This is a genomic window from Flavobacterium sp. (assembly GCF_028689845.1).
Taxonomy (GTDB): domain Bacteria; phylum Bacteroidota; class Bacteroidia; order Flavobacteriales; family Flavobacteriaceae; genus Flavobacterium.
On the sequence record NZ_JAQVCH010000001.1, the window covers coordinates 293,750 to 316,800 of the forward strand.

At 34.5% G+C, this 23,051-nt stretch carries 22 protein-coding genes; 14 read left to right on the forward strand and 8 right to left on the reverse strand.

Translation table 11 applies throughout. The features are described from left to right. Positions 1-4 precede the first annotated feature (4 nt). Both PHR76_RS01125 and PHR76_RS01130 read right to left on the reverse strand, forming a co-directional pair. Complete coding sequence (locus PHR76_RS01125) at positions 5-1,354, reverse strand: DUF5689 domain-containing protein (RefSeq protein ID WP_300057437.1); 1,350 nt, start codon at positions 1,352-1,354, stop codon at positions 5-7. Between the two features lie 10 nt (positions 1,355-1,364). Then, positions 1,365-4,244 (reverse strand): carboxypeptidase-like regulatory domain-containing protein, encoded by a 2,880-nt coding sequence (locus PHR76_RS01130; RefSeq protein ID WP_300057440.1) that lies wholly within the window; start codon positions 4,242-4,244, stop codon positions 1,365-1,367. Between the two features lie 136 nt (positions 4,245-4,380). On the opposite strand from PHR76_RS01130, the gene PHR76_RS01135 reads away from it, so the two are divergent. The 3 genes from PHR76_RS01135 (at position 4,381) to PHR76_RS01145 (ending at position 7,842) form a co-directional block, all read left to right on the forward strand. Further along, the gene (locus PHR76_RS01135) at positions 4,381-5,421 is read left to right on the forward strand and encodes an endonuclease/exonuclease/phosphatase family protein (protein ID WP_300057443.1); all 1,041 of its coding nucleotides are present in this window, start codon (positions 4,381-4,383) and stop codon (positions 5,419-5,421) included. A 64-nt stretch (positions 5,422-5,485) separates the two neighbouring features. Further along, complete coding sequence (locus tag PHR76_RS01140; protein WP_300057446.1) at positions 5,486-6,022, forward strand: 3-hydroxyanthranilate 3,4-dioxygenase; 537 nt, start codon at positions 5,486-5,488, stop codon at positions 6,020-6,022. 266 nt (positions 6,023-6,288) lie between these two features. Further along, positions 6,289-7,842, forward strand: coding sequence for an aldehyde dehydrogenase family protein (locus PHR76_RS01145; protein WP_300057448.1), 1,554 nt, complete (start codon positions 6,289-6,291; stop codon positions 7,840-7,842). A gap of 152 nt (positions 7,843-7,994) precedes the next feature. Here PHR76_RS01145 and PHR76_RS01150 read toward each other — a convergent pair whose 3' ends face one another. The 5 genes from PHR76_RS01150 to PHR76_RS01170 all read right to left on the reverse strand — a co-directional run bounded on the left by PHR76_RS01150 (position 7,995) and on the right by PHR76_RS01170 (position 12,085). Then, positions 7,995-8,567 carry an alkylphosphonate utilization protein gene (locus PHR76_RS01150; protein WP_300057451.1) on the reverse strand — a complete coding sequence of 191 codons (573 nt, stop codon included), beginning with the start codon at positions 8,565-8,567 and terminating at the stop codon, positions 7,995-7,997. 11 nt (positions 8,568-8,578) lie between these two features. After that, a complete protein-coding gene (locus tag PHR76_RS01155) occupies positions 8,579-9,064 on the reverse strand; it encodes a DUF6646 family protein (protein ID WP_300057454.1) in 486 nt (161 codons plus the stop codon). A 28-nt stretch (positions 9,065-9,092) separates the two neighbouring features. Continuing rightward, positions 9,093-9,830: a metallophosphoesterase family protein gene (locus PHR76_RS01160; protein ID WP_300057456.1), complete on the reverse strand. Its 738-nt coding sequence runs from the start codon at positions 9,828-9,830 to the stop codon at positions 9,093-9,095. 145 nt (positions 9,831-9,975) lie between these two features. Continuing rightward, the gene (locus PHR76_RS01165) at positions 9,976-11,124 is read right to left on the reverse strand and encodes an ATP-binding protein (protein ID WP_300057458.1); all 1,149 of its coding nucleotides are present in this window, start codon (positions 11,122-11,124) and stop codon (positions 9,976-9,978) included. Positions 11,125-11,215: 91 nt separating this feature from the next. After that, positions 11,216-12,085, reverse strand: coding sequence for an aldo/keto reductase (locus PHR76_RS01170; RefSeq protein WP_300057461.1), 870 nt, complete (start codon positions 12,083-12,085; stop codon positions 11,216-11,218). Between the two features lie 238 nt (positions 12,086-12,323). On the opposite strand from PHR76_RS01170, the gene PHR76_RS01175 reads away from it, so the two are divergent. From PHR76_RS01175 to PHR76_RS01225, 11 genes are all read left to right on the forward strand, one after another. Continuing rightward, the gene (locus tag PHR76_RS01175) at positions 12,324-13,328 is read left to right on the forward strand and encodes a MoxR family ATPase (protein WP_300057464.1); all 1,005 of its coding nucleotides are present in this window, start codon (positions 12,324-12,326) and stop codon (positions 13,326-13,328) included. A gap of 84 nt (positions 13,329-13,412) precedes the next feature. Next, entirely contained in the window at positions 13,413-14,279 is an 867-nt protein-coding gene (locus PHR76_RS01180) for a DUF58 domain-containing protein (RefSeq protein WP_300057467.1), read from the forward strand. Between the two features lie 48 nt (positions 14,280-14,327). Further along, positions 14,328-15,950, forward strand: coding sequence for a hypothetical protein (locus tag PHR76_RS01185; RefSeq protein ID WP_300057469.1), 1,623 nt, complete (start codon positions 14,328-14,330; stop codon positions 15,948-15,950). Positions 15,951-15,952: 2 nt separating this feature from the next. Continuing rightward, positions 15,953-16,954, forward strand: a complete 1,002-nt coding sequence (locus PHR76_RS01190) for a VWA domain-containing protein (protein WP_300057473.1) — start codon at positions 15,953-15,955, stop codon at positions 16,952-16,954. A gap of 1 nt (position 16,955) precedes the next feature. After that, complete coding sequence (locus PHR76_RS01195) at positions 16,956-17,996, forward strand: VWA domain-containing protein (protein ID WP_300057475.1); 1,041 nt, start codon at positions 16,956-16,958, stop codon at positions 17,994-17,996. Beyond that, the gene (locus PHR76_RS01200) at positions 17,993-18,739 is read left to right on the forward strand and encodes a tetratricopeptide repeat protein (RefSeq protein ID WP_300057478.1); all 747 of its coding nucleotides are present in this window, start codon (positions 17,993-17,995) and stop codon (positions 18,737-18,739) included. The genes PHR76_RS01195 and PHR76_RS01200 overlap by 4 nt, the downstream gene beginning before the upstream one ends. A gap of 22 nt (positions 18,740-18,761) precedes the next feature. Further along, positions 18,762-20,519, forward strand: coding sequence for a BatD family protein (locus PHR76_RS01205; protein WP_300057481.1), 1,758 nt, complete (start codon positions 18,762-18,764; stop codon positions 20,517-20,519). A gap of 11 nt (positions 20,520-20,530) precedes the next feature. Continuing rightward, positions 20,531-21,274 (forward strand): tetratricopeptide repeat protein, encoded by a 744-nt coding sequence (locus tag PHR76_RS01210; RefSeq protein ID WP_300057484.1) that lies wholly within the window; start codon positions 20,531-20,533, stop codon positions 21,272-21,274. Between the two features lie 365 nt (positions 21,275-21,639). After that, positions 21,640-22,167: a DUF6252 family protein gene (locus PHR76_RS01215; protein ID WP_300057487.1), complete on the forward strand. Its 528-nt coding sequence runs from the start codon at positions 21,640-21,642 to the stop codon at positions 22,165-22,167. Positions 22,168-22,186: 19 nt separating this feature from the next. After that, on the forward strand, positions 22,187-22,696 hold the full coding sequence (locus tag PHR76_RS01220; RefSeq protein ID WP_300057490.1) for a DUF6252 family protein: 510 nt from the start codon (positions 22,187-22,189) through the stop codon (positions 22,694-22,696). Between the two features lie 18 nt (positions 22,697-22,714). Beyond that, positions 22,715-22,840 carry a hypothetical protein gene (locus PHR76_RS01225; protein WP_300057493.1) on the forward strand — a complete coding sequence of 42 codons (126 nt, stop codon included), beginning with the start codon at positions 22,715-22,717 and terminating at the stop codon, positions 22,838-22,840. A gap of 15 nt (positions 22,841-22,855) precedes the next feature. Here PHR76_RS01225 and PHR76_RS01230 read toward each other — a convergent pair. Continuing rightward, the coding region (locus PHR76_RS01230) for an IS3 family transposase (RefSeq protein WP_300057495.1) at positions 22,856-23,051 on the reverse strand (196 nt) is incomplete at its 5' end.

Here is a 23,051-nt window from a genome sequence, read left to right on the forward strand (position 1 = left end):
TTTATTATTCTCCAAAGATTTCGATGTTGTCTACTTGATAAGTGGTATTCACGCCATTAGTAGAACCTTCATAACGGAAAGAAATAAATACATTTCCGTTAATTCCAGACAAGTCAATGTTTCCTGAACTATAGAAGTTAGAAGCATAAGAAGTATCTTGAACACCAAGCGTAATAGGGAATTGTGTCCAAGTTGCAGCATTTACAGCGGCAAGTGTTCCTGAACCATCATAATCTGTAGAATACCAAACAGAAAGAGCAACACCGTTAGCAAACCCTGTTTTATATCCAAAACGCATAAATTCAGCAGTTGAATTATCTAGGTTGATGGCAGGTGTAATTAAGCGAGTATCTACTGCGTTTTCACCTGTCCCAAAAGCTGACATTTGAGCATATTTATTACCGCTAAAAATTCTAGCTTCCCATGTTTCTGCACCACTATTGATTGATACATTTGACCATCCTGGTAAAGCAATGAATTGATTGTTACCTGTAGCAGCAATGCTTTCAAAGTTTTCAGAAAATAAAGGAGCTAATCGTTCTCCTGTTAATTGAATATCATTTTCAGTACGAACCATAAATTGGTAATCCGTATTAAATTTAGTCATTACTCCTCTTACTTTTCCTCGTCCTGCAGCTACTGGTTTTCCAGCATAATTTGCAAAACTACTCGTTCTAAAGATAACTGAATTTCCTTCAGAGTCAACTAATAAATGATTTGTTGCTCCACCTAAACTGTTGTTAACATCATAATATGTTGATGTAATAGCAGCATCCGAAAATTGTACGCCTTCTATTTCGATTAATTTGTTAATCATAGCATCATTCTTAGCCTCAGCTACAGTTACTGTTTGCACTAAACTGCTTTCTGGAACAACAGTACAAGAACGTTTTAAAACGTTTCTATAAACTGTTTCTGAAAGACGTCCTACTGAAGGAACATTAGAAGCATTTATAAAAATTCCACCAATACGCATTCCGCCATTGCTGACGTCAGTATATAAATCTTTCATTTTGATGAATACTTTTCTACCTGGTTCAAAATTGATAAAAGAAGAAGTGACATCAACAGGCACACTAAATGCTTTTGTACCATCTAAGGTTTGCATAGAAATGGTTTTGTAAAAATTTCCTCCTTCATCACTTGAAGTCACATAAGCTTCAATAACATCATCAGCTAAATATTGTGTAATATTTGCTCCAGCTGGAATTTCAGAAACTTCTTTTGTTTTTTGTAAAGTAGTATCTACGCATTCCAAAGATGGAATAGCATAGTCATCATCGTTAACGCAGCTTGTCATGAAACCAGCTGCCAAAGCCATGAATAAAATGGATTTTAAATTAGTATTTTTCATATTATTTTTATTATAAGTTTATGTATAAGTTAATAAAATAGGTTCTTCCGTACCCATAAAAATATTTTGGTGCAAAAGAAGGTGTTCCGCTTGTAATGTCTTGGTTTAATTCTCTGTAGTTAGCATTTCTTGCTTGCTCAAAACCACCAGTTTTATAAGTCACGTCAAATACATTGTTGATAGAAGCAAAGAAACCGATTGTATTTCTATTCTTTTTACTAATTCTCCAAGATTTTCCACCAACTAAATTCACTAAGGTAAAGCTATCAAATTTTTCTTGTTTTAATAATTCTCTTCCTCTTTCTTCAGTAGCTTCAGGAAAAGGATATCCACTGATGTCTGCTGGGTTTTTATAAAAATTATCAGTACGCATTAACGCAGTTACATCTAGATAGTTGTCGGCTAAATGGTTGATGTTCGCTCCAATCCACCAGAATTTAGGATCTCTATATTCTAAACCTAAAGAGTAAGCTTGTTGCGGAGAACCAGGAACTCTATAGTCTTTTAATTTTGAAGAACCGTAATCTACTAATGTTGGAATATTATTTACTGCATTTTCGTCACGGTTTAACGCAACATTTGGATTGCTTGTATAAGTATATTGACCATAAGCTATTGCTCCTGTTGCTTTAATAGTTTGTGTAACTTGGTATTCTAAACCAAGCTCACCACCTATTTGAAGTTTGTCAATTCCCGTTACTAATTCTGCTACGAAAGCATCTCCTCCATCACCAAAAGCTTCTTCAAAAGCACCTTCTGCATAAAAGAAAGAAGTTTCTGTTGCATCTTGAATTTTAGAGTAATAACCAGTAATTCTTGCTTTTAATTTTGGAGCTCTAATCACATAGCTTAAGTCAGCACTAGAAATAGTTTCACTTTCTAATCCGTCAAAAATAAAGTTATTTAAACGAGCATTAGGAAAAGCATTTCTTAACGAAGGAGCTTTTGTCATATACGCTGCATTGAAAGTAAGCAAATGTCTTCCTGTTAATTTATAAGTCAAGCCACCTTTAAATCCAAAGTTATCAAAAGCTAATTTTCGGCTGTATCCGTAAGAAGTGGTTGGATAAATTCCATTTTTATATAATCCTTCTCTTTGGTACTCTGACCGAACAAATTCTTGAGCCATATAAAAATCAACTTTATTATAAGTGAATTTAAATTGTGTAAAGGCATCAATTACATTGGCGTGTAAATTATAATTATAGCCATATTTATCCCCTACAACAACTTTTCTGTCTGGATTATTTAAATCGGCTTGAGAAGCATCTCCGTCAAGGAAGTTGTCGATATCATCATAATATAAACCACCTAATAAATCTTCAAGATATTGATAGCTATTTGATTTTAAACGACGGTACGTAGCTCCCGCATTCATATTAACGTTGTCTGACAATTGTGTGTTTAAAACAGTATTAAATGTAAATGTTTTATCATCCATTCTGTCTTGGTAAAGTACATATTTACTTCTTGCTTTTTCACGACCAATTTCTTGACCATCAGCTCCAATGATTGCAGTTGAGTTTGCTTGATACATGGCATTCCAATCTATCTGACGTTGAGTAAAGAAATTAGCATTTGCCGCTCCTACTAAATCAGGCGTATAAAGACCTCCTAAACCTCCAGGTTGGTAAGCACCAGGATTTTGTTGTAATACTTCATCAACATTGTTGTTATATAATGAAGTAAAGTAACTAGGTAAATTACGGTAATAAGTTGGGTCTGGGTTGGTAACATCTTGATAGTCTAATCTAGAATTAGCAACAGAACCAAATTGATAAGTCAAATTGGTGTTTAATTTAGTTTTAGGACTAATAGTCCAATAATGACTTAACATTAAGATAGGTTCTTCTAAATCTTTATCTCTAGAGTTTCTTTTCTTCCCATCTTGATAACCCCAATATGAATTGTATTTTTCTCCAGCAATGCTGTTTACTTCATTCGAGTTTGGTGAATTTTTACCACGACTATTTTGAGCATAAATTGACATAAAATTCAAGCTATGTTTGTTGTTGATTTTTTTCTCTACACTGGCAAAAACCGAGTTTGCAGAATAATCAGATCCTTCAAAATAACCTTCTTCTGCAAAACGTCTAGAAGCTGAGATTACAAAAGCCCAACCGTTCTCATTCATTCCAGAAGCATGTGTTCCCATCATTCTCCAACTGTAGTTGGTGTTGGTTCCAGAAAATGAAACTCGTGTACCAGGTCTATAAATCGATGCTCTGGTATAGATTTGTTGTGTTCCTAAAATTCCACCAAATGTATGGTCAGAAGCTCCAGAACCCATTGTAAATTCTTGATTACGAGTGGCGTCATTTAATCCACCCCAGTTATTCCACTGTGGTCTACCATCATAAATTTTATTCATGATAACACCATTAATCATCGTGACACCATATTCGTTGTCGAGACCCCTAATTCTAAAACGAGCTTGTCCCCAATTAAAAGCACTCACTTGTTGAAAAGCATCGCGAGAAGCCTGTAATAATCCTGCTGTGTTTTCGGAACCACTGTTGTCATCACCTAAATCGGTTTCAGTGATTGTCACTAAACTCAATTGTTGCTCAGACGTAATGTCTTCTTCCAAAGAGATGAGACCTAAGTCAAGCACTTGTCCTGCAATAACCTCTACTTTAATTAGTTGTTGCGTGTAACCCGAACTTCTAATTAAGATAAGATGTTCTCCCAAGGGCACGTTGTCAATCGTAAAAAGACCTTGTTCATTGGTCACCCTAATTATGGTTGAATTTTGAACTGAAACCACAATACTTTGTAGTGCTTTCTGCGATTTAGAATCAATGATTTTACCAGTAATACTTGATGTTTCTTGTGCAAAAACAAAAAACGATTGTAAAACAAGTAAAATACTAAATACTAGTTTTTTCATAAAAAATATTTAATTAATTTTACGCTTGCTAAGTTAATTTTTTCTTAACAGTCCGCAAATGTACATCTTTTAATAATATTATTTACTTTTGGTGCGAAGTTTGTAATAAACTTGATAGTAATTTAATACACCATTTATGAAAATTAAACAGTTTTTCCTTGCTTTTTTTGTGATTTTCGCAATAAGTACCGCGAATGCTCAAGAAAAAAAATTTAAAGTGCATACCGTTGCGTTTTACAATGTCGAAAATCTCTTTGATACCAAAGACGATGATAATGTGAATGATACAGAATATACTCCTGCTAAAGGCTGGACCGATGAGAAGTATAAACAAAAATTAAAAAATTTAGAAAAAGTTATTTCTGAAATCGGAGTCAACGACAAACAAAAAAATTCTCCAACTATTATTGGCGTGTGCGAAATTGAAAACAGAGGTGTTTTGGAAGATTTGGTTAAAATGCCAAAATTAGCCGAAAAAGATTATGGAGTTGTACATTTTGATTCGCCAGACGGACGTGGAATTGACACCGGTTTTCTTTATCAAAAAAAATATTTCACGCCTACCAGCCATGCCAACATTCCTTTGATTATTTATAATATTGATGGCAGCGGCAGACGCGTCTATACCCGTGACCAATTGCTAGTTTCAGGTTATATGGATGGCGAAGAAATACATTTTATTGTCAATCACTGGCCATCGCGTTCTGGTGGCGAAAAAAGAAGTAGCCCATACCGAGAAGCGGCAGGAGCGTTGAACCGTAAAATTATCGACTCTCTTCGAACAATTAATCCAGATGCCAAAGTAATTACTATGGGCGATTTAAATGACGGTCCTTATAATAAAAGTGTGAAAAAAGAATTGGGTGCCAAAGCTTCTAAAGAAGGTTTGAAACCAGGCGATGTTTATAATCCAATGGAAGAAATGTCTAAAAAAGGAATTGGCTCTTTGGCTTACCGAGATGCCTGGGATTTATTTGATCAAATGATTTTTACCGAATCGTTCTTTAGAAATGATTATTCTACTTTCCAATATTGGAAAGCGGGAGTTTTTAATCCACCTTATTTAGTGCAAACTACGGGCCAATATAAAGGATATCCGCTACGAAATTCTCCAAGCGAACCGGGTTATAGTGACCACTTTGCTATTTATGCCTATCTGGTAAAAGAAATAAAATAAATACGAAAGCCGATTCAGTTCGGCTTTTTTTATTCCGTAACTTTACATTTCTAAATTCGTGCTTATGGCTGTTCAAAAACCATTTAATCTCATCCAATGGGTTGAGAAAAACCGACACCTGCTCAAACCACCAGTCGGAAATAAAAACCTGTATGTTGATTCTGGCGATTATATTGTCATGATTGTTGCGGGACCAAATGCCAGAAAAGATTATCATTATAACGAAACAGAAGAATTATTCTACCAACTCGAAGGAAACATCACCGTCTACATACAAGATGAGGGCGAGAAAAAAGCCATGCAACTTGGTCCGGGAGATATGTTTCTTCTTCCGGCTAAAACACCGCATTCACCCGTTAGAGAAGCAAATTCCATCGGATTAGTGGTCGAAAAAAAACGTTTGGGTCAAGCTATTCCCGATGGATTACTTTGGTTTTGCGACAATTGCAACCATAAACTCTACGAAGTTTACTTTGAACTCAAAGACATTGAAGTCGATTTTCTGGCTCATTTTAAACACTTTTACGGTTCAAAAAAATTGCGGACTTGTAAAAATTGCGGCACCATCATGGATACCGACCCTCGATTCGTCTCCAAGTAAAAACCTGAAACTTTAAATTAAAATTAGTGCAGACATTTCCCGCTGTTCACGTCAAGTTTTTTACTAAAAATTAAGTTTTGCAAGCCACCCAAAGAGCTTCCGATGGTCGCTTTTGTTTGGCTACAAAACTAAAAATTTTTCTCAAAAAAGCTTTCTGTTACCATCGGGGCTGCAAATCAAGACATTGTCACAAAAGCAGTTTTCAGAACAAAATAAATTCGGTATCTTCGCATCAAAATATAACAAAAACCTTTAAAAAAGTTATAATGTCAACAATCGCACAACAATTCGGCATGACCGAAGCTTTAGCAATATTAGGTGTAAAAGCCATAAATGAAGGAACGTCGACTGGAAATAATCATTTTGCAAACGGCGAAATCATCGAAAGCTACTCGCCCGTAGATGGTCAATTAATTGGTAAAGTAAAAACAACCACGACGGCAGATTATGAAAAAGTAATGCAAGCAGCAACCACTGCTTTCAAAACATTTAGAGCAATGCCAGCTCCGCAAAGAGGCGAAATCGTTCGTCAATTCGGAAATAAATTAAGAGAATTAAAAGAACCTCTTGGAAAATTAGTTTCCTATGAAATGGGAAAATCGCTTCAAGAAGGATACGGCGAAGTGCAAGAAATGATTGATATCTGTGATTTTGCAGTTGGTTTATCACGACAACTAAACGGACAAGTCATTCCTTCCGAACGACCAGGTCACGTGATGCGTGAACAGTGGCATCCGATTGGTGTTGTCGGAATTATTTCTGCATTCAATTTTCCAGTTGCGGTTTGGGCATGGAATACAGCCTTGGCTTGGATTTGTGGCGATGTTTGTGTTTGGAAAGCTTCCGAGAAAGCTCCTTTGTGCTCCATCGCTTGTCAAAATATTATCGCTGGGGTTTTAAAAGAAAACAACTTGCCAGAAGGTATTTCATGCATCATCAACGGCGATTATAAAGTAGGCGAAATGATGACGACAGATGCTAGAATTCCTTTAATTTCTGCGACAGGCTCAACCCGAATGGGAAGAATTGTAGGCACAACCGTTGCACAACGTTTCGGTAAATCGTTATTAGAATTAGGCGGAAACAACGCCATTATCATCACGCCAACAGCCGATTTAAAAGTAGTTGTTCCTGGTGCTGTTTTTGGAGCCGTAGGAACGGCTGGACAACGTTGTACTTCAACAAGAAGATTAATCATTCACGAATCAGTTTATGATAAAGTAAGAGATGCCATTGTGGGAGCTTATGGTCAATTAACGATTGGAAATCCATTAGACCAAAAAAATCATATCGGCCCATTAATTGATAAAGAAGCAGTCAATACCTATTTGGCAGCTATTGAAAAAGCAAAAGCGGAAGGCGGTAAAGTATTAGTCGATGGCGGCGTACTTTCTGGCGAAGGTTATGAATCGGGTTGCTATGTAAAACCTGCAATTATAGAAGCTGAGAATCATTACGAAATCGTGCAACATGAAACGTTTGCTCCTGTTTTATATTTAATGAAATATTCAGGTGAAGTTGAAAATGCAATTGAATTGCAAAACGGAGTGGCTCAAGGATTATCATCTGCCATTATGACCAATGAATTAAAAGAAGCGGAGAAATTCTTATCATTTTCAGGTTCAGATTGTGGAATTGCCAATGTAAACATCGGAACTTCTGGTGCTGAAATTGGTGGTGCTTTTGGTGGTGAAAAAGAAACTGGCGGAGGCCGTGAATCGGGTTCAGACGCTTGGAAAGTTTATATGCGAAGACAAACCAATACGGTCAACTATTCAGATCAATTGCCATTGGCACAAGGAATTAAATTTGATTTGTAATATTTGAGTGATTAGTGACTAACCGTTAGTGATTAGTTATTTTTGAGAATATAGAAAAACCCTGCTAAACTTTATGCTTAGCAGGGTTTTTTTCTTGTAACTGTGTCATTCCGACAAAGGAGGAATCTCAAATAGTATATAAATATTTTAAATTATTTGGTCTTCTTTACATATTGCGTTAAAATCACAATACTTTGGTTTTCTACTCTTCCTTCAATTTGTTCGGCATTATCCCAAACTAATTTAATATTATGAACGGCAGCTCCACGTTTAGCAGTAAAATTAGCACCTTTCACATCCAAATCTTTTATTAAAACGACTGAGTCACCATCTTTCAAGATATTTCCATTGGTGTCTTTATGAATGATTTTGCCTTCGTCGTCGTCATCTTCGCCAGTGGATTTTGCCCAAGCTAAGGTTTCTTCGTCTAAATACATCATTTCTACCAAATCCTGTTTTTTCAACCGAGAAAGCATCCGCCAAGATAAAACTTGCACAGGAACATGTTCGTTCCACATACTATCGTTTAATCCTCGCCAATCATCCGGATTAGTTGTTTCTGGATTTTCAATTTGTTCTTTCAAGGATTGTGTAATTAACACACTGTGGTCCAAACTTTCTTCACTGTGTGGAGCAAGTGTACAAACCACCAAATGGTCTTGTGAACCACTAATTTCACAAGTGGAATGGCTTCGATCGTGTAATTTTTTTTCAATAGGACTCACAGAAATCTGATTTATAGATTAAAAGAAGCTCCAATATTAAATTGAAACTGGTTATTTAATTTATCGTAACCGACAGGATTATTTTTATAAGAGGCAATAGGAATACCTACTTCTGTAAATAAACCAAATCCATCTGAAAAGAAATAACGAATACCCGCATGAGCTCCAAAATTACGTAAACCTAAATCTAAACCTGGATAAATATCCATATTTGTAGGCAGTTTTAACACATTTCCAATATTGGCACTAAACCGAGCTTTGACGTCAAAATCATCATCAAAATTAGAGTTGTCACCATCTACACCTAGAAGGTAAGTTGTTTGAAGTCCAATTGAAATGTTTTCACCCAAACCATGGTCATAGGTGAGCATAATTCCAGTAGCATGATCTTGAAAATTTGCTCCAACTTGAAATTTTTGATCCCCTTTTCCTTTGTAAGCTTGTGCGTTTGCAAAACCAGCAGTTAGTAATAAACCGAATAGTACTATTTTTTTCATGATATAAAATTTTTGACAAATATAAGAATTAATTTCTCCCAATTTCATTTGGATAAAGAACGGGTAAAAGATCACTTTGAAAAAAGGCTTTTGTTTCTACATTTAAGATAGTTAATGGTCCTTTAAAAGCGGCACCTGTATCTACGTTCCAAACACAAGCTTTATTAACAGGAGTTGTTTGATTTATTCGAGTTGTAGGCGTATGACCAATATAAATTTCTGAATATAAGGTAAGCCTTTTCGGATAAAAAACACTATCTTTTTCCATTCTAGGATCCAATGCTAGAGCAGTTTCCCACAAAGTTCTGTCCCAATAAAAGAGTTCCGGAAAATATTCATAAGCCACTCCGTGACTATTGGTAAAGCCAGCATGAATAAAAAGACGGTTTTCAGCGTCGATATAGTAATCTTGAAGCGATTTTAAAAAAGCAATATGAGCTTGTTTTTTTTCTATAGAAACTGTGGAATAGGCTTTAACGGTTGCTTCGCCACCATGTTTGAACCACATGTCTTCGTCAATGTTTTTATTGCCATTGTCCATCCAATCTAAAACAAGTTCATCGTGATTTCCACGAATAAAAATGCACTTTTGACGTTCTCCTAACTGAATCAAAAAATCAATTACTTGTGGCGATTCACTCCAGCCATCTACATAATCACCTAAAAAAACCAAAGTATCTTCAGGTTGTACCGAAGCTTTCGCTAACACTTGTTCTACCGCTTTTAAACCTCCGTGAATGTCGCCAATGACGTATGTTTTACTCATAATTATTTTTAAAAACCTTGCAAAGGTATCATTTTTAGATTAAAAGAGTTTACTGCTGTAATTCAGAACAGTTGAAGTGAAAATAATTTTATAAAATAACTCATCGTCTTTTTATTTTAAAAATTATTCTAAAAACTTCCTATTCTTACTCGTTTCTATCATATTTCACCTTTCTTAAAATTCGCATGGTTTCTTTAAAATTAGTATAAACCATCGAGTTTCCAATCATTTTTAAAAACGGTTTGGCATCAATTAATTTTTGTTTGGCTTCTTCAAATCCGTTTAAGTAACAAATCATTAAGGTGGAAGGCAAATTCAAACTGTCTTTAAGCTCATTTTCTGATAAAATCATGCCTTTTTGTATCTTTTGAAGCAACGCCAAATGGGCATTATAAATATGAAACATCATCTTGCGATTATACTGTGGCGGATCAAATAAAAAAGTGGTTTCTATTTTATAATAGCCATTGTCAAAAAAAGTAAGGGTTTGTTTTTCTAACGGATAATAACTCGTTTTGTCATTCAAACCCAAAGGAACATATTCGGTGATTGAAAAAGTATGGTCATCATAATCAATCGTTACTTCATCAAAAGCTGAATAAAACAATTTAACTTGTTCATTAATTAATTCGACATCAACTCTGGAATAAAAAATTTTGTCGCGAATTCGTTTTTTTGTTCCCGCCCAACAAACTACAAAAAGCTCTTTAAAAACTAAATAGTTGGTGGTCATGTCTTTGTGACGATGATTCATAAAGTCCAATACACTTTCTAGCGTATGCGAAATACTGTTTCTCGAACTATTTTCAATCCCGATAACGGTTTCAGTATTCAATTTTGAAAACGGAATTTTATCCTGAGTGGGAATGGAATTGCTACCGCGACGAATAAAAATACTGCGAGGGGAAATGGTGTAAATTCCTTTTTTGAAGGCCGATATTTTAGAATTCGAACGAATTGTAACCAAACCTACTACCTTATCTTTTGGTAAATTAGGAAAAGGCACATTTTCATATTGAATTTTAGGCGGATTTTCTAAATAAGCATTGACTAAATTTTGAATCCGGCTATCATCAAAAAAATCATTGCCACGAATTTCATTATCTTGGTCTTCTACACCTACCACAATATAGGAATTGTTTGAAGGATTGGAATTGGACAACGCACAAATATGTTTTAAAAACTTGGCCTTGCCCTCTATCGTATGAAGGTTTAATTGTCGTTTTTTATCATAAAAACTATTCTCATCATGATGAGCTAATAAGTTTTTGATAAGTAAACGTTTGTTAATCATTTTTTTAATTTTAAGTCGCAGTCGCAGTTTTCAGTGACCAATAATGGAAATTATCCTTTTGCGACACCTAAAAACTGCGACTATAAACTTATTAAGGCACTCGATGTCCCATACTTTCTGTCCAAATTTCAAACCAATCTTCTCGATCCATTTGAATTTCGCTTGCTTTTTTTAATTGTTGAATGCGACCAATATTTACCGTTCCCGCTAACGGAATGACTTTAGTTGGATGTTGCATCAACCAAGTTAATAAAAGTAAGTCGGAGCCCACTTCATATTTTTCTACTAAGCGAACAAATAGTTTTTTTAAACGTCGTGTTTGCTCCGTATCTTCTCTAAAAACCGTTCCTAACGGATTCCAAGCCATGGGTGTGATTTGATGTAATTCCATGTGGTCTAAACTTCCGTCAATCATCGGTTCATAATGGGTAGCCGAAAACTGAATTTGATTATAGGAAACTTTAATTTTCTTTTGAATTAAATCGGTTTGCGAAGGCGTAAAATTCGATAATCCAAAAGATAAAATTTTGCCGTCTTTTTTTAATTGCTCCACGGCTTCCGCAATTTCATCGGCAACCATTAGCGGACTTGGACGATGAAGTAAAAAAACATCAACATAATCCGTGTTTAAATTTTTTAAGGAATTTTCAACCGACCATAAAATGTATTTTTTAGAATAATCATAATGTTTGATACGATTTTCTCTGTTTTCACTCACATATTGAATACCACATTTGGTAATCAGTTGAATTTTAGAGCGGTCAATTTTGCTGTTCTTAAAGCCTTTCCCAAAAGTGGCTTCGGTGGTATAACCGCCATAAACATCGGCAAGATCAAAAGTAGTAATTTGATTTTCATGGCAAACGTGAATCAAGTGAGCCATTTCAGGAGCACTCAAATTTTTGTCCCAGCTACCCCAATTCATGGTTCCAGCGATAATCGAAGATAAGGTTGTTTTCATTTTTATTATATGCTTTAAATTAAACCAGTGTTTTAAAGAAAGTTAGCTTGTTTTATAGCGGTAAAACACAATAGCTTTCTTCAGGTCTTAAAATTATAAAAACTAAATCACAAATCACTCTTAAAACCAATGTTTTCAGGGAACTTTTAACGGTATGTTAACATCTTGAAAGGAATAAAATTTTCAATTTGCACTGTTTTAAATTGTAAAGTAAATTTGAGCTTTTAAAAAATAAATTATGGAAGAAAATACATCCACGCTAGACATTAGAGCAATCAATGAAAAAATTGAACGAGAAAGTGCGTTTATTGATTTATTGACCTATGAAATGAACAAAGTTATTGTGGGACAAAAACACATGATTGAACGATTACTAATCGGTCTTTTGGGACAAGGCCACGTTTTGTTAGAAGGTGTTCCTGGCTTAGCCAAAACCTTGGCAATCAACACCCTTGCTCAAGCGGTGCAAGGTTCTTTTAGCAGAATTCAATTTACGCCCGATTTACTTCCTGCCGATGTGGTGGGAACCATGATTTTTAACATGAAACAAAATGAGTTTTCTATCAAAAAAGGACCCATTTTTGCCAATTTCGTTTTAGCGGATGAGATAAACCGAGCTCCTGCTAAAGTGCAATCTGCTCTTTTAGAGGCGATGCAAGAAAAACAGGTAACCATTGGCGATACCACTTTCAAGTTAGACAAACCGTTTTTAGTGCTTGCTACGCAAAATCCAATTGAGCAAGAAGGAACATATCCTTTGCCAGAAGCACAAGTGGATCGTTTTATGTTGAAAACAGTGATTGATTATCCAAAAATGGAAGACGAGCGAATGGTTGTTCGTCAAAATTTAAAAGGAAGTTATGAAAAAGTAAATGCAGTTATTTCTGTTGATCAAATTCTCCGAGCCCAAGAAGCGGTTCGTGAGGTGTATATGGACGAAAAAATTGAGAAATACATTTTAGATATTATTTTTGCAACCCGATTTCCTGAAAGATATAAACTAGAAAGTCTAAAACCGTTAATAAGTTTTGGTTCTTCTCCTCGAGGAAGCATCAATTTGGCTACAGCCGCAAAATGTTATGCTTTTATCAAACGCCGCGGTTATGTAATTCCAGAAGATGTGCGTGCTGTGGTTCATGATGTATTGCGTCACCGAATTGGTCTAACGTATGAAGCCGAAGCCGAAAACGTAACCACGGTAGAAATTATCAATAAGATTGTAAACGAGATTGAAGTACCTTAATTTAGTTTTCAGTTTTCAGTCTCAGTTTTCAGTTTAAACTGGGAAGCAACTCTGACTGAAAACTGCGACTGAAAACTAGACACAATGGAAACCAAAGATTTACTTAAAAAAGTACGAAAAATAGAAATCAAAACCCGAAGATTGAGCGATCATATCTTTTCGGGCGAATACCATACGTCGTTTAAAGGACGAGGGATGACTTTTTCTGAAGTGCGACAGTATCAGTTTGGCGACGATGTTCGAGCTATTGATTGGAATGTAACTGCTCGCTATAACGAGCCTTATATCAAAGTTTTTGAAGAAGAACGTGAATTAACTATGATGTTGATGGTTGATATTTCTGGCTCAGAAAGTTTTGGAACAAAAAACCAGTTGAAAAGCGAAATTGTAACAGAAATTGCAGCAACCATGGCTTTTTCGGCAACACAGAACAATGATAAAATTGGTTTGATTTTATTTTCTGATGAAATAGAATTGTACATTCCTCCTAAAAAAGGAAAATCGCACGTGTTGCGAATTATTCGTGAATTGATTGAATTTCAGCCTAAAAGCAGAAGAACAAACCTTTCACAAGCCTTAAAGTTTTTGTCGAATGTGATGAAAAAGAAAGCGATTGTGTTTTTGATTTCCGATTTTATGGTAGAAGATCAATATGAACAAACGCTCAAAATAGCTGGAAAAAAACATGATATTACCGGAATTCGAGTTTATGATATTCGTGAAGAAAAAATGCCCAATATCGGAATGGTCAATATGGTAGATGCCGAAACAGGCGAAACGCAATTGATTAACACGGGCTCAAAATCCATTCGATTTGAATATGAAAAACACTATCATCAACAAGTTGATTATTTTAAAGACACGTTTTCTCGTTGTGGCTCTGGTGTTGTAAACACGCGAGTGGATGAAAGTTATGTGACCAAACTATTAAGTTATTTTAAATCAAGATAAAACAGCACAATAAGCTAATTCAATATTGAAAATGCTTTGAATAACAAAATGAAAAATAAAGTAGTACTCTTCTTTTTTATGTTTACGTCGGTTCTTTTTGCACAACCAAAAAGAGTCAGTTCTTCCGTGGATAGCACAAAAGTTAAAATTGGAGCACAAATCAATTTGACTTTAAAAACAACGGTTGACACCCTTTCTAAAGTAAAGTTTCCTGACGCAAAACTTTTTGGAAGATTGGAAGTGTTAGAAAGTTATCCGGTGGATACCATCAAAGAAAACTTTAAATTCCAACTCATCAAAAAATATGGTCTAACACAATTTGATAGCGGAAAATTTGTGATTCCTTCCTTACAAGTAATCATTAATTCCAAGCCATTTTTTACGGACAGTATTCCGGTTGAAATTTTAAATGTAGCTGTCGATACGCTCAAACAACCACTTTATGATATTAAAGAGATTACTCAAGTAAAAAGTGTGGGTTGGCCATGGTGGGTTTATCTTTTAATTGCAATTGTTTTGGGCGGTTTAGGGTATTTGATTTATTATTTAATCAAGAAAAATAAAAAACCAAAAGAAGAAGAAATACTCTTTGCTTCGCCCATTGAAAAAGCAACGGCTCATTTAAAAACCTTAGAGAATAAAAGTTTAGTAGAACGCGGAGAGGTAAAGGCGTATTATTCTGAATTGACCGATATTGCCCGTACTTATATTGAAGAAGCCGTTAACATTCCAGCCATGGAAAGTACGACTGATGAATTAATTGCCGCTTTTAAAATAGCAATTTTAAAAAAGAAATTATCCTTAACGGATGAAACCATTCAACATTTAGAACGTGTTTTAAAACAAGCAGATTTAGTAAAATTTGCCAAATCAAAACCACTAGATTACGAAATTCAAGACGATAAAATTAAAATTGAAAAAACCATTTTTAAAATCCATCAATCTATTCCAGAAGAAGTGGAAGACGACGAAGTAGATTATGAGAATTTAAACGCTCTAAACCTTGAAAAATTAGCCAGAAAAAAACGAAAACGTAAAATTACAACCATTGCTTTATCGGCTGTTTTTGTGCTTTTTCTATCGGTTGCCATTTTAGTAGTAACGAAAGGATTTGATTTTGTAAAAGATAAAATAATCGGTCATCCAACCAAAGAATTGCTTGAAGGGGAATGGGTTTTGAGCGAGTATGGAAATCCCGCCATTAAAATTGAAACACCAAAAGTATTGACGCGTATGGATGTTTCAACGTACTTAAATAAGGAAACCGCTTCGTTGATGAAAGACATTCAAATGTTTGGATACGGAAGTTTGTTAAGCGATTATTATGTGATGATTTTAACTAGCAAATACAAACAAGAAATAGAAGTCGATTTAAATGTTGCGATGGAAGGTTCTTTAAAAATGATGGAAGCTAGAGGAGCTCAAAATATTTTATTAAAACAAGAAGAATTTAGTTCTAAAGAAGGCTTTAAAGGGTTAAGAGGATTTGGAACGATGACAATTATAGACCCAATTACAAAAAAAAGCCGCAAAACGTATTATGAATTAATTTATTTTGCTCAAGAAGGCGGATTGCAACAAATAATGGTTTTACATGAAGAAGGAGATGAACCGGCCAATGAAATAACCGAACGTATTATGAATTCGGTAGAAATTGCAAAAATGAAATAACCATGGAAAACATTACTTTTTTACATCCGCAGTTTTTTTGGTTATTTACGTTGTTACCCATTGCAATTGCTTGGCATATATGGAAAAGAAATCAACAAACAGCCACTTTAAAAATAAGTTCACTTAAAGGATTTCAAATGAAGAGTTCCGTTTTACCAAAATTGAAACCGATTCTTTTTGTATTGCGTTTACTGGCTTTAAGTTTTATTATCATCGCTTTAGCGAGACCAAGAACCGTAGATGTGAGCAACAAAACTAAAACGACTCGCGGAATTGACATTGTGATTGCTGTTGACGTTTCTGGAAGTATGTTGGCTAAAGATTTAAAACCAAACCGGTTAGAATCACTTAAAAAAGTAGCAGTCAATTTTGTGGATGGTAGACCTAATGATCGCTTTGGAATTGTGGTATATGCAGCCGAAAGCTATACCAAAACGCCAGTAACCAGCGACAAATCAGTTGTGATAAATGCGATAAAAGACATTCAATATGACAACGTCATTAAAGACGGTACTGGAATTGGAATGGGACTAGCCACTGCCGTTAACCGATTAAAAGACAGTAAAGCAAAAAGTAAAGTCATCATTTTGTTAACCGATGGAGTAAATAATGCAGGTTTTATTGAGCCTGAAACAGCAGCTGACATTGCCAGAGAATACGGCATTAAAGTGTACACGATTGGATTAGGAACAAACGGAATGGCCGAATCCCCGTATGCGTATGCTCCCAATGGTGGATTTTTATTTCGGATGATGCCTGTTGAAATTGATGAAGTTTTGATGAAATCTATTGCAAAAAAAACAGACGGAAAATATTTTAGAGCAACAAACAATAGCAAGTTAGAAGCTATTTATGGCGAAATCAATAAATTAGAGACCACTGAAATTGAAGAGCAAAAATTTTATAATTACGACGAAAAATTTAGACCCTTAATATGGATTGCAGGTTTATTGTTATTAATTGAAATTTTAGCCAGACAAACTATTTTTAGAAGTTTTATATAAGATGTACGAATTAGACGAAAAAATATATATGTACTTTTTGGGGATTATTCCCCTCTTAGCCTTGCTGTTTCTTTTCAATTTTTATTGGAAACGAAAAAAACAACGCGAATTTGGCGATTTGGAATTAGTAAAAAAATTAAGTCCAGAAAAATCCAGATTTAAATCCACTTTAAAAATGATTGTTTTATTGTTAGGATTGGCAAGTTTAATTATGGGATTGGTTAATCCAAAAATTGGAACTAAATTAGAAACCGTCAAGCGGGAAGGAATAGACGTAGTGTTTGCCATCGACGTATCCAAAAGCATGTTGGCCGAAGATGTTGCACCAAGCAGACTAGAAAAAACCAAACAATTGGTTTCGCAAATTATTAATCAGTTGGGAAGTGATCGTATCGGAATTGTAGCTTATGCAGGAAGTGCGTTCCCGGTTTTACCAATTACAACAGATTATGGCGTAGCAAAAATGTATCTGCAAAGCATGAATACCGATATGCTTTCTTCGCAAGGAACTTCGCTTGATGAAGCTATTAAATTATCGGCTAATTATTTTGACAAAGGAAACACCACCAACAAATTAATTATTTTGATTTCTGATGGTGAAGATCATTCGGAAGACTTTGAAGGAGCAATTGAAGAAGCTAAAAAAGTAAAAGCTAAAATTATCACTATTGGCGTTGGAACAGAAAAAGGCGGACCAATTCCTCTGAAACGAAATGGAGTTATAGAAAATTTTAAACGTGATCAAAATGACGAAGTAGTCATTACAAAATTAAATCCCGTTGCCTTAAAACAAATTGGAAAAGGAACAAAAGGAGGCTATATTTATGGCGGAAACACAAAAGAGGTGCTAGAATATATCAAAAATGCCTTAGATAATATTGAAAAAACAGAATTTGAAACCACGCAAGTTGCCGATTATCAGTCGCAGTTTCAATGGTTTCTAGGATTTGCTTTTTTAATGTTTTTGATAGATATTTTCTTGTTAGAACGAAAAACTAGTTGGATAAACCAGTTGAACTTATTTAATGAAAAAGAGTCATGAAGCAACGTTTAACCCTTATCGTATTATTTTTTACTTTCTTTTTACAAGCCCAAACGGAAAAAAAAGAAACGGATAAAGTATTGCCTAAAGCCAATAAAGAATTTGATGCTAAAAACTACGCAGCTGCCGAAGCCCAATATCGTATTTCAAACTCTAAAGGTATTTCAGGAGCAACACCAGCATATAATTTAGGCAACGCTATTTACAAGCAAAATCATCCTAGCGAAGCAAAATTCGCATATGCCAAAGCACTAGAAAAAGCCAAAACAAAAGAAGAAAAACACAAAGCTTTTCATAATTTAGGAAATGTTTTTATGCAAGAAAAACAATATTCCAAAGCCGTTGAAAGCTATAAAAACGCCTTGCGAAACAACCCTGCCGATGAAGAAACACGTTATAATTACGCTTTGGCGAAGGAATATCTAAAAAACAACCCAGAAGATCCTGAAAAAGACAAGAAAGACGATCAACAAGACGAAAAAAATAAAGATAAAAACAAAGGCGACGAAGAGCAAAAAGAGGATAAAGAAAAAGGAAAAGACGAAGAGAAAAAACAGCAACCTAAAGAAGGCGATAAACAAAAAGACGAAAACGGTCAGCCAAAGTCTCAGCCTTCTGGAATTTCAAAAGAAAGTGTTCAAAATTTATTAGACGCAGTCAATAACGAAGAGAAAAAAGTGCAGGAAAAAGTGAATGCTCAAAAAATAAAAGCAAAACCAACCCCAACCGAGAAAGATTGGTAATTTGAAAAGGAGTTTTAAACAAATGAAAAAGTTTATTTTATTAGTATTAGTAAGTTTTCAAGGACTTTATGCTCAAGTTCAGTTTGAGTCAAAGGTGAGTAAAACCACTTTGGGACTTAACGAGCGGTTGCGTGTAGATTTCACGATGAATTTTGATGGTGATAATTTTATGCCTCCCGTTTTTGATGGTTTTCGAGTAGTAGCAGGTCCAAGTCAACAAGTGAGTCAATCCTGGGTAAACGGTAAAAGCTCGTTCAATAAAACGTATTCCTACTATTTGTTGCCTACTCAAAAAGGAACAATTTCTATTAAACAAGCTTCTATTGAATACAACGGACAAGTTTATAAAACAACACCCATTGCGGTAAAAGTTTCTGACGCAGTAGAAATGCCTCGCGACCCGAATGACAATTCTATTTCTATAAACGATGCCTTGTATTTAGTGGCTGATGTGAGCAAAACGAACCCGTATTTAAACGAACCCATCACGGTGGTTTATAAATTGTATTTCAGTCATAACATCGGAATCACGAATTGGCGAGAATTAGACAAACCCAAATACAATAATTTTTGGAGTCAAAACATCGATATCAAACAATTAGTTGCCGAAGAAGGAATGTATAATGGCGAACGTTTTCGCTATGTGGTTCTCCGAAAAACAGTATTGTATCCGCAAAAAGCGGGGAAACTAGAAATCGAACCGTTAGCTTTAGATATTGATGTGGAATTACCTACTAACCGAAGAAATATTTTCGGACAAGTGATGTTAACCAAAGACCACAAACGTGTTTCTGCTGGAAGTAGAGTTATAAACGTAAAATCCTTACCAGAAAATGGAAAACCAATTGATTTTGGTGGAGCGGTCGGAAAATTCGAGTTTAGCGTAACACCTTCTCGCACTAATTTAAAAAATGGTGAAAGCATGGAATTGGACGTTCGTGTTTCTGGAAATGGCAATTTAAAATTATTTAGTTTGCCAAAACCAGTAGTTCCATCGGCTTTAGAAATGTATGATCCCGTACATTCTGAAACGGTTAACACGCCGCTTTCAGGCATGAACGGTGTTATTTTAGATAAATATACCATTATTCCACAATTTAAAGGAAGCTATATCATTAAACCAATTCAATTTTCTTATTTTGATTTAGGAACAGAGAAATATAAAACGATTACCTCAAAAGAAATTAGTATAAATGTAGCAGATGGTCCAGTTTCAAGCGGAAATACCATAGCGACTACTGTTGCTGCTGGAGACAAAAAAACGGTTTCAGCAGGAGATCAATTTAAATTCATTCACTTAAAAACCAAGTTGAAACCTACTCATAAATCAGATTTTTTTGGATCTACTTTATTTTATGGATTACTTGCCGCTCCTTTTTTGTTAATTCCGTTTATTATTTTGTTTAAAAAGAAAAAAGAAGCCATTGATGGAGATGTCATTGGCAATCGATTGAGATTGAATAACAAATTAGCGAAGAAATATTTATCAGAAGCCAAAAAACAAATCGGTAACAAAGAACCTTTTTATGTCGCTCTTGAAAAATCCTTACATAATTTCTTAAAAGCGAAACTCAAAATTGAAACTTCAGAAATGAGCAAAGAAAGCATTAAAGTTTTCTTAGCCGATAAAAACGCACAACCCGAAACCATTGCACATTTTATACAATTAAAAGAAAACTGCGAAATGGCACGTTATGCTCCGTCTTCAGTCGTGGCGATGCAACAAGATTTTGACAAAGCGGTTGTAGTGATTTCTGAACTCGAAAAACAAATTTCTTAATATTCAAAACCATGAAGAAAATACTATTTTTATTGCTCTTCCTAACCCAAACCTTTTGGGCACAAAGTGTTTTTGAACAAGGAAACGAGCAGTATAGAAAAGGGAATTATCAAGAAGCGGTAACTGCCTATGAGCGAATTGTAAAAGATAAAAAAGAATCGTGTGATTTGTATTATAATTTAGCGAATAGCTATTACAAACTCAATCAAATTGCACCAGCTATTTATTATTATGAAAAAGCATTGATGATTAGTCCAAACGATAAAGACATTCAAAACAACTTAAAATTCGCCAAAAACAGAACCATTGACGACATCAAAGAAGTGCAAAAAGTAGGGTTTGAAAAAATAGTTCGTGATTTTACAGGTCTTTTTCATGTAAATTCTTGGGGCTACATTGCCGTGTTTTTAGCGTTTCTATTTTTGATTTTTTTTATGGGTTATTACTTTTCGCAAACAACTTTGTTAAAACGAATTTTCTTTATTGGCATGTTTTTTATTCCGTTTTTAATGCTTGTTGCAATTGGAGCCGCAATCATGGAGCAAAACGTACATCAAAGTGAAAGACCTGCTATTGTATTTGAGGAGGTTGTTTCGGTTAAGAATGAACCGCGAAACAATGCCACAGAATCTTTTATGCTTCATGAAGGAACTAAAGTGATGGTAATAGAAACACTTGATAATTGGAAAAAGATTCAATTAGCAGACGAAACAGAAGGCTGGATTCTCGCTTCGGCGATTAAGGAGTTAAAGTAGTTTCCTGGTCACTGTAGCTCTCCGAAGTCATTGTCAATAGCACACTAAGAGACTACCGTTTCTGATAGTCTTTTTTTGTTTGGTTTGAATGATATACTTATTTCTTCACAATTATAATTCAATTCTTCCATTTTTGGGGTGATTTTCTTCACTGCATGCTTCTTTACAATTTACTTTTGGTTCTCATTCCCCCAACCCTTTTCCTGAGTTTTTGGCTATTACAAAATCTAAATTCATTACAACTTTTCATGGTAAGTAATAGTTAAACCGCACAACCAAAACTTTAACACAACTTAACCAATAGATAACTAACAATTTTTCTTGCTTTTATAGAATAGGTTTACTTTTACTAAAATTTTTGTACTATGAAAAAACTAATTCTACTTTTGCTCACGGCTTTTACCTTAAGCTGTTGCAACAACGACGATGACAAACCACAAAACCCTATAGACCAATTACCACCAGCAACACAAACGGGTGCAAACACATTTGGGTGCTTAATTAATGGTGAACCTTTTGTAGTATCAAACAAATCAAACCAAACTGCAATATATCAAGGAGGTGGATTATTAATTGGAGGACAAAAAAGTATAGATAATAATTTTTCTCAAGTAAGTATTTTTATAAGTGAAACAAGTATTGGAGAAATAATATCTGAAAATAATTCATACGTATTAAATTCTAACTCTGTACCAAAAGGAGAATATTATATAGAAAATCAAAACTGTTTTTATTTTACATCAAGTAATTATTCAGGTAGTATAACAATAACTAAATTAGACAATATCAATTTTATAGTTTCTGGAACATTTGAATTTAAATCAATATCTGATAACTGTGAAGGCATAATTGATATTACTAACGGTAGATTTGATTTACAATATATACCCTAACTTTTAAAATCTATAAAAAATGAAAAGAATTTTATTACTCTTACTCACAACTTTTACTTTAAGTTGTTGTAACAATGAAGATGACAAACCACAAAACCCTATTGACCAACTACCACCAGCAACACAAACTGGGGCAAATACCTTTGGGTGCTTAATTAATGGTGAACCTTTTGTAGTATCAAACACATCAAACCAAACTGCAATATATCAAGGAGGTGTTTTACAAATTGGTGGAGGCATTGATAATTCTATTATGGATAAGCGCATAAGTATCAATATTAGTGCCCCAATAAATTTAAATACTCCATATGATTTGACTTTATTCCCTAATAATTTAGCAATATTTGTTAATAATGGAGAAGGTTGTTATTATGACTATGATCACACTACCTCTGGTACTTTAACAATAACCAAATTTGACCAAACTAATTTTATTATTTCTGGAACATTTAATTTTTCTACTCAAACAAATGAATGCGAAAATATAAATATTACTAATGGTCGTTTCGATTTACAATATATACCATAACTCTTAAAATCTATAAAAATGAAAAAAATTCTATTATTTCTTGTGTTCTTGGCTACATTTTTCAATATGCAAGCTCAAAACACGGCTTATGCCAATCGTATGCAGTATATATTTGGTAACATCAATAAATGGATATGCAAATAAAAATTACAGTTAAAGTTAAGCGACATTTTTGTAAATGTTGTTTTGATTATTAAATTCTTCTATTGTTTTGTAATTCAATGCACTGTGGCGTCTTTTTTTGTTGTACCAGATTTCTATGTATTCAAAGATTTCTAGTTCCATTTGTTGCTTCGTTATGAGTTTGTTGCCATAAATTAATTCGGTCTTTAATGATTTAAAAAAGCTCTCAGCT

Excerpts from the sequence above, each read along its gene's own strand:
- PHR76_RS01135 (WP_300057443.1), top strand. The coding sequence starts at position 4,381 with ATGAAAATTAAACAGTTTTTCCTTGCTTTTTTTGTGATTTTCGCAATA.
- PHR76_RS01130 (WP_300057440.1), bottom strand. The coding sequence starts at position 4,244 with ATGAAAAAACTAGTATTTAGTATTTTACTTGTTTTACAATCGTTTTTT.
- PHR76_RS01180 (WP_300057467.1), top strand. The coding sequence starts at position 13,413 with ATGGAAACCAAAGATTTACTTAAAAAAGTACGAAAAATAGAAATCAAA.
- PHR76_RS01170 (WP_300057461.1), bottom strand. The coding sequence starts at position 12,085 with ATGAAAACAACCTTATCTTCGATTATCGCTGGAACCATGAATTGGGGT.
- PHR76_RS01125 (WP_300057437.1), bottom strand. The coding sequence starts at position 1,354 with ATGAAAAATACTAATTTAAAATCCATTTTATTCATGGCTTTGGCAGCT.
- PHR76_RS01185 (WP_300057469.1), top strand. The coding sequence starts at position 14,328 with ATGAAAAATAAAGTAGTACTCTTCTTTTTTATGTTTACGTCGGTTCTT.
- PHR76_RS01215 (WP_300057487.1), top strand. The coding sequence starts at position 21,640 with ATGAAAAAACTAATTCTACTTTTGCTCACGGCTTTTACCTTAAGCTGT.
- PHR76_RS01160 (WP_300057456.1), bottom strand. The coding sequence starts at position 9,830 with ATGAGTAAAACATACGTCATTGGCGACATTCACGGAGGTTTAAAAGCG.
- PHR76_RS01165 (WP_300057458.1), bottom strand. The coding sequence starts at position 11,124 with ATGATTAACAAACGTTTACTTATCAAAAACTTATTAGCTCATCATGAT.
- PHR76_RS01140 (WP_300057446.1), top strand. The coding sequence starts at position 5,486 with ATGGCTGTTCAAAAACCATTTAATCTCATCCAATGGGTTGAGAAAAAC.
- PHR76_RS01175 (WP_300057464.1), top strand. The coding sequence starts at position 12,324 with ATGGAAGAAAATACATCCACGCTAGACATTAGAGCAATCAATGAAAAA.
- PHR76_RS01155 (WP_300057454.1), bottom strand. The coding sequence starts at position 9,064 with ATGAAAAAAATAGTACTATTCGGTTTATTACTAACTGCTGGTTTTGCA.
- PHR76_RS01225 (WP_300057493.1), top strand. The coding sequence starts at position 22,715 with ATGAAAAAAATTCTATTATTTCTTGTGTTCTTGGCTACATTTTTCAAT.
- PHR76_RS01195 (WP_300057475.1), top strand. The coding sequence starts at position 16,956 with ATGTACGAATTAGACGAAAAAATATATATGTACTTTTTGGGGATTATT.
- PHR76_RS01145 (WP_300057448.1), top strand. The coding sequence starts at position 6,289 with ATGTCAACAATCGCACAACAATTCGGCATGACCGAAGCTTTAGCAATA.
- PHR76_RS01210 (WP_300057484.1), top strand. The coding sequence starts at position 20,531 with ATGAAGAAAATACTATTTTTATTGCTCTTCCTAACCCAAACCTTTTGG.
- PHR76_RS01205 (WP_300057481.1), top strand. The coding sequence starts at position 18,762 with ATGAAAAAGTTTATTTTATTAGTATTAGTAAGTTTTCAAGGACTTTAT.
- PHR76_RS01200 (WP_300057478.1), top strand. The coding sequence starts at position 17,993 with ATGAAGCAACGTTTAACCCTTATCGTATTATTTTTTACTTTCTTTTTA.
- PHR76_RS01220 (WP_300057490.1), top strand. The coding sequence starts at position 22,187 with ATGAAAAGAATTTTATTACTCTTACTCACAACTTTTACTTTAAGTTGT.
- PHR76_RS01190 (WP_300057473.1), top strand. The coding sequence starts at position 15,953 with ATGGAAAACATTACTTTTTTACATCCGCAGTTTTTTTGGTTATTTACG.